Origin of the sequence: Maribellus luteus, assembly GCF_003576475.1 — a bacterium.
GTDB lineage: Bacteria > Bacteroidota > Bacteroidia > Bacteroidales > Prolixibacteraceae > Draconibacterium > Draconibacterium luteum.
In genome coordinates this window covers 458,719-471,709 of sequence record NZ_QWGR01000004.1, presented here as the reverse complement: position 1 = coordinate 471,709, position 12,991 = coordinate 458,719, and the positions used below count along the sequence as shown (strand labels likewise).

8 protein-coding genes are annotated in these 12,991 nt (G+C 44.2%); 4 read left to right on the top strand and 4 right to left on the bottom strand.

From position 1 onward, the window contains the following. Position 1 precedes the first annotated feature (1 nt). The 3 genes from D1614_RS10065 to yidD form a co-directional block, all read right to left on the bottom strand. On the bottom strand, positions 2-748 hold the full coding sequence (locus D1614_RS10065) for a metal ABC transporter ATP-binding protein (RefSeq protein ID WP_119437779.1): 747 nt from the start codon (positions 746-748) through the stop codon (positions 2-4). After that, positions 748-1,611 carry a metal ABC transporter solute-binding protein, Zn/Mn family gene (locus D1614_RS10060; RefSeq protein WP_119437778.1) on the bottom strand — a complete coding sequence of 288 codons (864 nt, stop codon included), beginning with the start codon at positions 1,609-1,611 and terminating at the stop codon, positions 748-750. The genes D1614_RS10065 and D1614_RS10060 overlap by 1 nt, the downstream gene beginning before the upstream one ends. Before the next feature lie 85 nt (positions 1,612-1,696). Further along, entirely contained in the window at positions 1,697-1,966 is a 270-nt protein-coding gene (gene yidD / locus D1614_RS10055; RefSeq protein WP_119437777.1) for a membrane protein insertion efficiency factor YidD, read from the bottom strand. Between the two features lie 205 nt (positions 1,967-2,171). Here yidD and D1614_RS10050 point away from each other — a divergent pair, with 205 nt between their 5' ends. Further along, complete coding sequence (locus D1614_RS10050) at positions 2,172-3,149, top strand: ROK family protein (RefSeq protein ID WP_119437859.1); 978 nt, start codon at positions 2,172-2,174, stop codon at positions 3,147-3,149. Between the two features lie 190 nt (positions 3,150-3,339). Here D1614_RS10050 and D1614_RS10045 read toward each other — a convergent pair whose 3' ends face one another. Next, positions 3,340-4,497 (bottom strand): helix-turn-helix transcriptional regulator, encoded by a 1,158-nt coding sequence (locus D1614_RS10045; protein ID WP_119437776.1) that lies wholly within the window; start codon positions 4,495-4,497, stop codon positions 3,340-3,342. Positions 4,498-4,771: 274 nt separating this feature from the next. Here D1614_RS10045 and D1614_RS10040 point away from each other — a divergent pair, with 274 nt between their 5' ends. From D1614_RS10040 to D1614_RS10030, 3 genes are all read left to right on the top strand, one after another. Beyond that, positions 4,772-5,827: a hypothetical protein gene (locus D1614_RS10040; RefSeq protein WP_147384149.1), complete on the top strand. Its 1,056-nt coding sequence runs from the start codon at positions 4,772-4,774 to the stop codon at positions 5,825-5,827. 64 nt (positions 5,828-5,891) lie between these two features. Beyond that, entirely contained in the window at positions 5,892-6,944 is a 1,053-nt protein-coding gene (locus D1614_RS10035) for a right-handed parallel beta-helix repeat-containing protein (protein WP_119437774.1), read from the top strand. 31 nt (positions 6,945-6,975) lie between these two features. Beyond that, a complete protein-coding gene (locus D1614_RS10030; protein WP_162304462.1) occupies positions 6,976-12,438 on the top strand; it encodes a LamG-like jellyroll fold domain-containing protein in 5,463 nt (1,820 codons plus the stop codon). Positions 12,439-12,991: the final 553 nt, after the last annotated feature.

Below are 12,991 nucleotides of genomic sequence, written 5' to 3'. Positions count from 1 at the left end.
ATCAATGATGATGATACTGTAATACAGTGTGTGGAACTTCTCCGTGTGTTATAACCTGGATCGGACAGTTGTATCCTTCCAGCTGCTCCTGGGTAATAATATTGCTCGGATGGTAATGAAGCGATTTATTCACGCAGGCAATGGTTTTCACATAGGTTGAAATGGTGCCCACGTCGTGCGAAACCAGGATGATGGCAATCTCTTTGTTCAGTGCCCGGAGTTTCTCATACAACTCTCCTTCAAAACGGTTATCCACAAAGGTATCCGGTTCATCCAGGATCAGAAGTTTGGGGTCGCTCAGCAATGCACGGCACAGAAAAACACGTTGCATTTGTCCACCCGAAAGCTCACCAATGGCTTTGTGCCGGATATCCAGGATTCCCATCTCAACGAGAAGTTGCTCTGCTTTCTGCCGTTCTTCAGCCGAAGGCCGGTAAATGCCGTTCATAATCGACCCGGAAAGCACCACATCAAAAACCGTGATCGGAAACTTTTTATCGATATGCCTTACCTGGGGCAGATATCCGATGGGTTTCTTACGTCCCTGCAAATCACTTCCAAAAACTATTTTTCCTTTCACCGGTTTAAGCAGCCCCAAAATGGCTTTCAGCAAAGTTGTTTTGCCGCCGCCATTGGGTCCGATAACGCCGAGGAAATCGCGCTCATTCACTTCCAGGTTGACATTCTCAAGCACCGGAATTTTGTCGTAAGCGCACGTAAGATTTTCTATTTTAACCAGTGGTTTCATTAAAAATTCTCAATAAGTAAATCAGTCATCGACCTTAAATTCTCCGCCCAGTCAGGACTCAGTGGCCAAACCTGGAACACTTTGCCATTGATCTCTTCGGCAAAAACCCGCGCATGGTCCTTATCAAACTCGCTTTGGATATAAATCACCCGGATATTGTCCTCGTTGGCCATATCCACCACTTCTTTCATATGTTGCGGAGTTGGCTCTTTTCCTCCTGTTTCGAGCGAGTACTGTTCGAGGCCAAACTCGCGGGAATAGTACGAAAGGCTGGGGTGAAAAACAATGAATTTCCGGCCTTTGTAGGGCTCCAGTTTGCTCCGAAGCTCCGCATCCAGCTCATCGCATTCGTTGGCAAACTTCTCGTAATTGGCCTTGTACTCATCGGCTTTCTCCGGCTTAAGTTTCGAAACTTCATCCAGTATTACTTTTCCCATTTGCTTCACCATTACCGGCGACATCCACACATGCGGATCAACTCCGTCGATATGAACATGATCACCGTGCTGTTCCATCTGGTCGGCAATCAGATCCAGTCCTTCAGCCATGTTAACCACTTTCATTTTGGTGTTGGCCTGGCCAATTTTATCTTTCCACGAATGTTCAAAGGCAATGTATCCAATCCGGAACCAGATCGCAGATCGCGCAATGTCCTTCAGCTGCGATGGCAAAAGCGTGTATGTGGCCGGGCTTCCCCCCGGAGGAATCAAAACATTCACACTAAAATCGTCGCCCACAATTTTCTGGACAAACGTTTTTTGCGGCAAAATACTCACTGTAATCACTTTTGCTTCTTCCTGTTTCCCGGAACCACAAGATGCTGCTATAAAAGCAAGGGCCAGTATAAATAAAAATCTCTTCATTTTTTCGTAATAATTTTAATGCTCCCAATAGAACAACGTCCTACAAATTTAGTTTTATGTTTTTGATTACATTCTGATAATCGAACTAACTCGCCTTCTTCTTTTCCTTTTTAGGCGGAACAGGATCGTAACCGTGCGTTCCCCACGGATGACACCTGGAAATTCTTTTGGCAGTGAGCACAAACCCGCGGAAAGGACCGTGAATTTTGATGGCCTGAACAGCGTATTCAGAACAAGTGGGAACATGCCTGCACGATGCCGGAGTATAAGGAGAAATGCCGTATTTATAAATATAAACCGGCACCAGCAACACCCATCCGAGTGCCTGAAGTAATTTTTTTTTCAGTTTGTGCATAAAATTCTCCTTCTCTTTTGCTGCAAATTTACCGAACTTCAGCGAAACGGACGAAAATTCCGTTCACAGACAGAAAAAAAGCTATTCTCTTTCCGGATTTTCAAGAATATTTTCCGAATAAGCCTTCTGAGACAGGGAGAATTGCATATTATTTTTAAATTTGCTGAGCTACAGAAAAAGCCAAAAAATTAAAAACATATTTATAATGAAGAAAGTTGCAATCGGTGTGGATATAGGTGGGACGAACACCGCTATCGGAGTTGTTGATGCAGAGGGAAATGTAATGGTTAAGGACAATATTTCGACCCCTTCGCACGGGGATATCGACCGTTATATAGCCGACCTGTCAGCAGCCATTAAAGAATTGATTAAATCAGTAAAATTATTAAACGAAGATATTGAGTTCCTCGGGATTGGTATCGGCGCTCCCAATGGTAACTACTACAGTGGAACCATTGAATATGCTCCTAACCTTTCGTTCCGCGGAATGGTTCCGTTTGTTGAATTGCTGACAAAACATTTTCCGGATATGAACGCCGTAGCTCTTACCAACGATGCCAATGCAGCCGCTTTGGGAGAGATGATTTACGGTGGTGCCAAAGGCATGAAAAACTTTGTAATGTTTACCCTGGGAACAGGCGTTGGCAGCGGTATTGTTGTGAACGGCGACCTGGTTTACGGACACGATGGTTTTGCCGGAGAATGCGGACACACCACACTGATTCCGAACGGAAGACTTTGCGGATGTTCTGCTCTGGGACACCTGGAAGCTTACTGTTCAGCTCCCGGAATGAAACGTACTGCCTTTGAACTGATGGCACACTACAACGCCAACGACAGTTTACTGGCCGACAAATCATTCAAGGAACTGAGTTCAAAAATGATCTTCGACGCAGCAGAAAAAGGCGATAAAATTGCACTGGAAGTATTCGAAAAAACCGGTGCATGGTTGGGCCAAGGCTTGGCTGATACCGTTCACCACCTGAGCCCTGAAGCTGTATTCCTTTTTGGCGGACCTACTGCTGCCGGCGAATACATTTTCAAACCAACCAAAGAGAGCATGGAAAGACATTTGCTCCCGATCTTCAAAAACAAAATTAAAATTCTTCCATCTAAACTGAAGCCTGGCGATGCGGCCATTGTCGGAGCAAGCGCACTGGTTTGGAAAGAACTGGAAAAATAAGACCTACGCAATATAAAAACAGGAGCCAAACGGTTCCTGTTTTTTTTATTCAATAAATCGCTCGCTAACTTTTATTCAAACATACCAAGCCTATTCGGATAATACACTACTTTTCCCCCACATACGAATTATTCAGAAATTCAAACGGAGTTTTTCGCCAGCATTGCAACGATAAAAGAAAATCACAGAGCTATTTTTCCTGCATTATTCTGCTTCGGTAACGACCGGGAGTTACACCTTCAGCCTGCTTAAATACCCGGATAAAAGTATTTAACGACCCAAAACCAACTGCCTCGGAAATAGATTCAAGAGAATGGTTATCGTAGCTGGAGTCAGCAAGCAGTTCTTTCGCTTCCGCAACCCGGTAATTATTTACGAAATCGCTAAAAGAGCATAAAAATTCACTGTTGATCAGATTGGAGACATAAGTACGGTTTGTTAACAATTCTTCGGATATCTGTGTGATTTTAAGTTCGGGATTTCGATAGGGCTTTTTTTCAGAAAAAAGTTTCAGCAACTTTCTCTTTAGCATATCCTGGTTATAGATTTTATGGTTGTTTTTTTCTGCATCCATATTTTCTTCCACAACCAAATCAACAACCGTATGATTTTGCATATAGCCCTGCAAGCCAATAAAAAATAATAAAATACTGAAAACACTGGAAGGAATAAGCAGCAAGACAGTCGAATCCATAAACTGTGTTCTTCCAATAATCATAAAAATGATACTCATTACCGAGGTTACTACCAATGAATACAACAGCGTTTTCACCCAAAGAATGGTTTTGTTGTTAAGGTTGGAATAAAAGTCTGCGATTCTTGAATTGTACCGCATTATAAGATTTCTTCCATGAACAAGAAAGAAAACAACCTGGATAGTAAAAACGATTCGTCCGGTAATGTAAAAAATCTCCTGAAGCAATACCCCGGGAGAGGCCGATAGAAAGCCTTCTCTTTTTAATAGAAAAGAAGTTAGGTAATAATCTCGTTCTACAGGTGTCATAATCAGATAAGTGCCAACAGAACACCAAAATAAAATGCCAGCTGGAAGAAACATGCGCAGATTATACCATTTATAATCTGTTTCTATTGAAAGGAGTTTAATGTACCAATAATAAAGCGGATAAACCGACAAAGAAACAAAGGTGTATACAGGGTCGAACCATAAATAGCGCCCAGGTGACGCTTTAAAAAAAACGGCATGACATAAATACAGCAAAAAAGCCGCCAGCATAAAGAAGCCAAGAAAATGCCTGGCCCGGTTATTTTTTCTGTTCGGAATAAGCAATACAATACACCAGAAAAAAGTAACATACATGGGTGTGTAAACTACCAAATCTCGAAGCATCTGTTCCTGTATTGTTATTCAAAATAAATATCTGATCCGGCTCAATTGTACGTTGTGAGTAATGGTTTTACAATATAGGTATTAATGTTTTTATCCTGAGTATAACTTTGCAACAAAACCCGCAAAAAGTAAAATGAACTTAACAAGCGCCTCGCAAACAATCAACTAAGGAGGATCATCCGGAATCAATTAAAACAAAAGTGCAAAATCATACACTCCTAATTTACCGGCAGAAATATGATAAACCAAACAGCAAAATAAAAACAAAATCAAAATGAAGAAGCTTTACTTTTTACCGCTCTTGTTTTTGGCATTCACAGGCTTTGCCCAAAAACAAATTGTTGTGCAAAACAGCACAGCACAAACTTTTAATGACCTTAATGCAGCCATTGCTGCTGCATCTGCCGGAGACACCCTTTACATCCCCGGCGGCGGATTCTCCGTTGCTGCTCCAGTTGATAAAACCCTGCACTGGCGGGGCGTTGGCCATTACCCCGACTCAACAATCGCAACCGGACATACCCAAATTACCAATACTGTTACCTTCACCGGAAACTGCGACAACAGTACTTTTGAAGGAATCTTCTTTCAATACGGTGCTAATTTTGGTTCGGCAGGAAACGAAGCTACCGGCATACGAATTAAATATTGCAGGCTGGATGGTACCCTTAACATGCGGAACAATACAGACATAAGCGGAGGCAATCCCGATTTGAATTTTAAAATATCTGAATCCATAATTACCAACATCAATGCCTACCTTGGAACCAACGTCAGAATGGAACAAAACCTGATTTTCGGTATCGCAATCAACTTCTTCCAATGCCTGTTTATCAATAACTCATTCAACGTCAGTAATAGTAGTTCAGTATTCCGTGATTGTGATTTCTGCCAGTTTACCAACAATGTTTTTTCGTACCATCACGGCATCGATGGAAATTGCAGCAACTGCAACTTTACAAACAATATTTTTCAGGCAGCACTGCCATACAATCCAACCACTTCTTCTCATACGGGGTCGGGCAATTTGTACAGTGTAGGGGTCCCGAATACATATGTTGCCATTACCGGCTACGTTTACCAATTTTCGTATGAAAACGACTACCACCTGAATCCGGCCAGCACCGGCACCGCAGAAGACGGGACAACCGGGGTGAGCATTATTGGCACTGCCACTGACGGTTTTGATGCCGGGATTTACGGAACCACACTGCCTTACAAAGACGGAGCAGTCCCATATGCTCCGCACATCCGCACAGCAACCATCGATAACGAAGCGGTTTCAGGAAACCTGGGCGTAAAAATAACCGTTGCCGCACAGGAGCGTTAAAACACTGCGAGAATCAAAAATCGCGAATCAAGCATCACGTATTGAATATCAAAAATCAACAATCATGAAAAAAACAATCATACTTCCCTTTTTATTCCTTGGCCTGCTTAGCTGGGGACAGGCGCAGTTTGTAGTGCAAAACGGTTCAAAAACCGAGGTTTACAACAATATTAATACCGCCATTACCAATGCGGTGGCAGGTGATACTCTGTATTTGCCCGGCGGTGGCTTTACCATTACAAACGCCACTATTGACAAAACCCTGCACTGGGTAGGGCACGGCCATTATCCTTCTGAAACCGGAGCTACCATGCAAACCCGAATTACAACAGGATTGAACTTTACGGGGAACTGCGATAACAGCACTTTTGAAGGAATTTATTTTACATCAACTCTCACGTTTGGAAGTGCTGAAGATGAAGCGACCAACATTGAAATTAAGCGTTGCCGAATTTTAAACACTCTTAACATGCGTGTAAGTAACGTCGGAAACCCTGATCTTAATTTTCACATCAGCGAATGTGTGACAGGTTTTCTTTATGCTAACAATGGCTCAAATTGTTTAATCGAAAAATCACTCATTTTCGGACCTGTTCATTATTTTGTTCAATCCTTGTTTTCGCACAATACAATAAATGCAAGCAATTCGAACAGAATAATATACGGATGTTCAAACAGCCTTTTTAACGATAATGTTTTTGGTTATGAATGGGGATTATATAACTCGGCCAGTAATACCTTTAATAATAATATTTTCCGAAGTGGACTGCCATATCCCCCTACTGATGGAAATGGCAATGGTGGCAATAACAACATCTACAATGTTGGCCTGGAAAATATTTACACAGACATATCGCACAGTGCGAATGTTTATATTTTTTCATACGAAAACGATTATCACCTAAACGTGTCAGCCACCGGGACTGCGGAATTGGATGGTTCAACAGTGAGTATTATCGGTACAGCTAGCGACGGCACCAATGCCGGAGTTTACGGAACAACTACTCCCTATAAAACCATCCCGTACTACCCGCACATCAACTCAGCCAACATTGCCACCGAGGCTGTAAACGATCAATTGGGAGTAAACATCAATGCAGAGGCGCAAAGCCGTTAATCGTTCCGGTTTAATTGAAAAGAAAATGAACATGAGACGATTCATCTATTTACTCATATGGCTGTTGCTTCCCGCCTGGTTATCGGCGCAAACCAATATCTCTGCCGTGGAATATTGGTACGATGGCGACTACAGCACAGCCAGCCGGCAAACGGTATCGGCTCCGATAGTGAACTATACCGATTTGCTCGATGTAAGCACCCTTGAGCCGGGCCTGCATACCTTTTCTGTCCGTTTTCAGGACAACAGAGGAATTTGGGGCTCCGTACTCACAAAGTTCTTTACCTATTACCCGGGCTCAACACCGGGAATCCGCCAGGTTACCGATGTCGAATACTGGTACGATGGCAACTATTCCTCTTCAGTTGCTGTCCCACTACCACCCGGAGTAAGTGTTGATTTAAATTCGCTGCTTGATGTAAGCTCGCTGATAAACGGGTTACACACAGTAAGCTGCCGCTTTAAAGACGACCGCGGAATTTGGAGTTCACCACTGATCCGTTTTTTCAAGAAAGACAAAAACACCGGCCTTCAACAGCTTGTAGCACTCGAATACTGGTTTAACAATGATTTCAATAATAAACAAGACACGGTATTTACAGCAACGTCATTGCTCAACATCCATAAAATGCTCGATGTGTCTTCCCTTAACATTGGGTTTCATTTTGTGAGTTTCAGGATGCAAGACGAGCAGGGTAAATGGGGCCCGGTAGCATCGTGGTACTTTACAAAGGAAAATCAGGAAGACTTACCGGAACTTCACCAACTTACTGCTCTTGAGTACTGGTTCAACGGCGATTACTCTACCGTTCAAACAGATCCGGTTCCGGCAACGCCCTTGCTAAATATCGACACTGATTTAGACGTTTCTGCCTTAAACGACGGCTTACATATGGTGAGTTACCGGTATCAGGATGAAGCCGGAAACTGGAGTCCTGCCTTTAGCCGCTTGTTTGCAAAATTCACAGCCGAACCGGCTCCCGCAATGCACAACCTTGTTGCGGTGGAATACTGGTTCAACGGGAACCTTTCTTCGGCAGTAAAAAGTGTAGTTCCAGCTGGTTCGGAATATTTAGTTGACACACAGCTCGATGTTTCGGCGCTGAACGACGGATTGCACTCTATCACCTGGCGCTTTCAGGATGAAGCCGGAACATGGAGCCCGGGGATAACACAACTGTTTGCCAAATATGAAGACGAACCAATAACCACAGGCAACAAAATAGTTACTTACCGTTACTGGTCCAATACAGGCATTGGATCAGCCATCGAGGTTGATTTACCAACTCCTGTGGCAACCCTGGCACTTGATGAGCTGGTGGATGTTTCATCGCTTCCGGGCGGAACCAACGACATCAGTTTCCAGTTTAGAGATTCCGTGGGAAACTGGAGTAGTACGCTCACAAAATCCTATACCCAGGATTATAACCCACGTGGCACCATAACAGCCCAAACAGATCCGGCATGTAGTAACAGTGTGGTTACATTTACGGCAGAAACTACGGATGTGGACAGTATTTTCTGGGATTTTGGCGACACTACAGCAATTGTGGGAAGAGCCGCAAGTGAAGATGCTTATCACGCCTACAAAAATGCAGGTGATTTTACTGTTACGGCCACATTTCTCAATCTCGACAGCGCCTACACAAATACAGCAACCACCACCATAACAGTTCACCAAAGCTATGGCATTTCTGTAGTTGCTCCTGAGGACCTGGTCGCCTATTATCCTTTGGATGGTGATGCCACAGATGCCAGTGGAAATGGACACGACGGAGCAGTTAACGGTGCAACGCCTACCGAAGATCGAAACGGAGCGCCAAACAGTGCCTATTTGTTTGATGGCAACGATGGTATTCTGATTCAGCATTCCGATGCGCTAAACATGTCAGAAGCACTGAGTTTCTCTTGCTGGATAAAACCTACCGTGCTCCAGAACGCTATGATCTTTGGAAAGTCGAACTATACAACGGCAACCAACTATTTGCTGCGGATACAGTCAGACGGCAACCTTCAATGGGAATACAATGGCTTCCTGAACACTACAACAAAGCCACTTGAAGCGGATAAATGGTACTACATTGTTGTTACTGCCAATAATCCGGGAGAACACAGACAAATTTATGTAAACGGCCAGTTAGTTGCCGAAACAACTTCTTCTTCCGGTCCATTTGGAAGTATTACTAATCCACTGACAATTGGATATGCAAGCCGGGGGGCAGAATATTTCAAAGGTGCAATCGATGACTTGAGAATGTACAACAAAGTCTTATCGCCGGCAGAAATATTCCAGCTATACCAGGGAAATGAAGGCACCACTCTTCCGCCGATCGAAGCCGAGATTTGCGCCAGCGAAGTCCCGTACACTTTTGGTTCGCAACAACTCAGCACAAGCGGAACCTACTACCAAACTTACCAGACAGTTAATGGGTGCGACAGTGTTATTCAACTGAATTTAACCGTGCATCCAACCTATAACGATACAATTGGAGATCCTTCAAACTCATTGGTTATGGATGATTTTGAAAATGGTGCCCTTGGTACACTTCCTGACGGTTGGGTAATCCGTTACGATGGGACAGGAAATGCTGACCAAAAAATAGTGAACACTCCGGTAAAGTATGGAGCACAATCTTTCCAGGTTTCCGGTTCAAGTTGGGCTGCAAATCTGTCGAAGCCGGTTTCGGGAGTCTACGAAAAATCGACACTGGAAGGCTGGATGTATGCAACAAATGCATCTAGCGGAGGCAGGTGCGGAATGGGATTGGGAAATCCGTCGATTGGAAGTTGGGGTGCATTTCCGGGCAGAGTAGAATCTTATAACGGCAACCTGATCACCTTTAACTACTCCGGAAGTTCCGGAGGTTACGGAACGCAGTATGTGTTGCAACCAGCTACATCCAATACCTGGTATCATATTCGAATGGAATTTGATTTTTCGGCAGGCAAATACCAAGTGTTTATAAACGGCACACAGGCCAGCGGTACTTCGGGAAGCGAGGTAGTTAGCGAGTTTCCTATATTAAATGGAGTTACGCCAACTTCTGTTGAGCTGTATGGCAATAGCATGGTTTATTTCGATAACGTAAAATTGTATGAAAGCGGGAGTACCGAAATAGTACTTTGCTCATCCGAAACACCTTATATTTTTGGAAATCAACAATTATCCGAAAGCGGAACCTACACCGAAACCTTCCAAAGCGAATTTGGCTGCGACAGTACCGTAACCTTGAACCTCACAGTACATCCTTCTTACTCCTGGAAAGACACCCTTACCATTTGTGAGGATGAGTTGCCCTATCAGTGGGAGGATTCGACACTCATTTCAGCGGGCACTTACTCCCGGGTTTATACTACAGTAAATGGCTGCGACAGTATCTTTCTTTTTACCCTGAACGTAACAGATACTTTCCTGATAGAACAGGAATTGGCCCTTTGCGAAAACGATCTACCCTATACACTCGGAGCACAAACACTAACTTCAAGCGGAACTTTTACTGAAATTTTTACAGGAAGCAATGGTTGCGACAGTACAGTGGTATTAACACTCAATGTCCTCGATACTTCGCTGGTTTCGAAAGAAGTGACCATTTGCGAAAGTGAACTGCCGTATACATTCGGAACACAATCGCTGCTTGCAGGTGGAAATTACCTGGAAGTATTCACCCGTGACAATGGCTGCGACAGCACGGTAATGCTGACACTCACCGTTTCAGATACTTTTGTGGTAACCGACACACTGGTGCTTTGCGAAAACGACCTCCCGTATCAGTTTGGAACTCAGTTGCTGCTCTCCTCCGGGAATTACACCGAAGTTTTTGCTTCAGCAAACGGATGCGACAGCACCGTGGTTCTTTCACTAACAGTGAATGATACCTTTGATGTGGCTGACACAGTCAGCGTATGCGAAAACAATTTGCCCTATCAGTTTGGTTCGCAAGAGCTTTCAGTCGACGGAATCTATACCGAACTGTTCACCTCTTCAGCGGGATGCGACAGCACCGTAACACTGGTATTCTCGGTAAGCGACACATTTGCTTTGGCCTATTCCGATACCATTTGCGAAAACGACTTACCCTACCGTTTTGGAGGTCAGTCGCTCACCATATCCGGGACGTATACCGAAACCTTCCCGGCCATAAATGGTTGCGACAGCGTAGTTACTCTTTCTCTTACGGTACATCCGGCTTACCGTGCCACTATAAACGTTACGGTGGGCATTAGTCAGTTACCATACCTGTTTGGAACACAGCAAATACGGCAACCAGGAATTTATACGCGTAACCTGCAAACGGTAAACGGCTGCGACAGCGTTATCGTTCTCAACCTAAAAGTAAAAGACGATATTCCGCCTGAGGTTGTCTGTAACCCAATGGAGCTAACACTTTCAGCAGATGGAAATTATTCTTTAACAGAAGCTGACGGGGACCTGATTTCCAACGGAACAACCGACAATATTACGTCGTATACTAACCTTGACATCCAGGTTTCGCCTTCGTTCTTTACTTGTGAGAATCTGGGTGAAAATACCGTAACACTAAGTGTAAAAGACCAGGCCGGGAACATTGCCAGTTGCCAGACCACCCTCACAGTATTGGCAGCAGGAATTCAGCCTTCCATTGACGAGATTCCGGCAATAAGCATGTTTGAAGATGAATCTGTGAAAATAACGATCACCGGGATATCAGGAGGAACCGTTTGTGAACCGGGGCCGGTAACTGTTGATGCCAGTTACTCCAATACCGGGTTAATCGCAGAGCTTGTGGTCGATCACCAGCCGCTCGATTCAACAGCAGAACTAAGCATTTCTCTGAATCCGGATCAATCGGGAACAGATACCATCCGGGTTTCGGTGGAAGATGCCTCCGGCGAAATCACTATGCGTAAATTTCTGCTGACGGTTATCCCTGAAAACGATCCTCCTTACCAGCTAAGTTGGCTGAATGACGAAACAATGATAGCCAACGACACACTTGGACTGATTATGAACAAAAATGAACTGTTTGGCGACATCGATGACAGCACGCTGGTATTTGAAGTACGCACCGACAAGGGTATTTTGCCGGATTGGATCCAAACAGAGGAAGACCTGGATACCTATACAATCACCTTCACCCCGGCATCAGCAGACACGGGTTGTGTGAACATTGTTGTACAGGGAAGTGATCGTGCCGGTGCCAGCATTACCGATACCTTCGAACTTTGCGTATCGGTGCTGGTTGGCATCAGTGAAATCGACAACGATCGTTTGGGTATCAGTTTATATCCTAACCCCACCCGGGGACAGGTAACAATTGAGTTCAGAAATCCTTTGCAAGAACAGGTTGAACTCCTTGTTTTAAACATGGCCGGCAGCGAATTAATTCGTAAAACGTATCAGAACGGCGAACAAATGATTTTCGACATTTCTGATCAGGCAAGCGGAACCTATCTGGTTGTCATGCACATCAATAAAAAGCGGATCGTCAGGAAATTAATTCTTGACAAAAAGTAGAGCTAGCCACTCAGAAGGCGGATTCTTTCGGGAATTCGCCTTTTTTCTGAAAGTCTCTTAACCAATCAATGGGAGAATACAGATATACTATTCAAAATTACCCTGATTTGTCAGCTGACAGTTTGTAGGGCGTTCAGAATATTGGTAAAACAAGTTCTCGCCTATGACAGAAAAAGAGGATTACTGTACCCACCGGCTCCAGCCGTCCCCCTACGAGTAGGGGGACAGTTGAGGCCGACAGCTCCGCTGAGCGGAGTGTGGCCGAAACGGGGGGTAAAAAATATAATCTACCTGTCATCTCCTCATTATGCCCATTCTAAAAAAATGGGTGGCGTCTCGCAAAGACACGAAAGAAGCGCAAAGCTCGCAGAGTGCTCACTATTAGTTTCTGTTTTGCGTTCTTTTGCGTAAACCTTCGCGCACTTTGCGTGAAATTTGTTTTTGGACCCTCCATGAAGGAAGAGTTAAGTTACCTGCGAATAATACTTTCATTTCTGTTGATGATTGCCCTGAATCATGATTGTCTATTTTTACCTGCACCTTGTTCTGTTTT

Coding starts and splice junctions, on each gene's coding strand:
- D1614_RS10065 (WP_119437779.1), bottom strand. CDS start 748: ATGAAACCACTGGTTAAAATAGAAAATCTTACGTGCGCTTACGACAAA.
- D1614_RS10035 (WP_119437774.1), top strand. CDS start 5,892: ATGAAAAAAACAATCATACTTCCCTTTTTATTCCTTGGCCTGCTTAGC.
- D1614_RS10060 (WP_119437778.1), bottom strand. CDS start 1,611: ATGAAGAGATTTTTATTTATACTGGCCCTTGCTTTTATAGCAGCATCT.
- D1614_RS10050 (WP_119437859.1), top strand. CDS start 2,172: ATGAAGAAAGTTGCAATCGGTGTGGATATAGGTGGGACGAACACCGCT.
- D1614_RS10045 (WP_119437776.1), bottom strand. CDS start 4,497: ATGCTTCGAGATTTGGTAGTTTACACACCCATGTATGTTACTTTTTTC.
- D1614_RS10030 (WP_162304462.1), top strand. CDS start 6,976: ATGAGACGATTCATCTATTTACTCATATGGCTGTTGCTTCCCGCCTGG.
- yidD (WP_119437777.1), bottom strand. CDS start 1,966: ATGCACAAACTGAAAAAAAAATTACTTCAGGCACTCGGATGGGTGTTG.
- D1614_RS10040 (WP_147384149.1), top strand. CDS start 4,772: ATGAAGAAGCTTTACTTTTTACCGCTCTTGTTTTTGGCATTCACAGGC.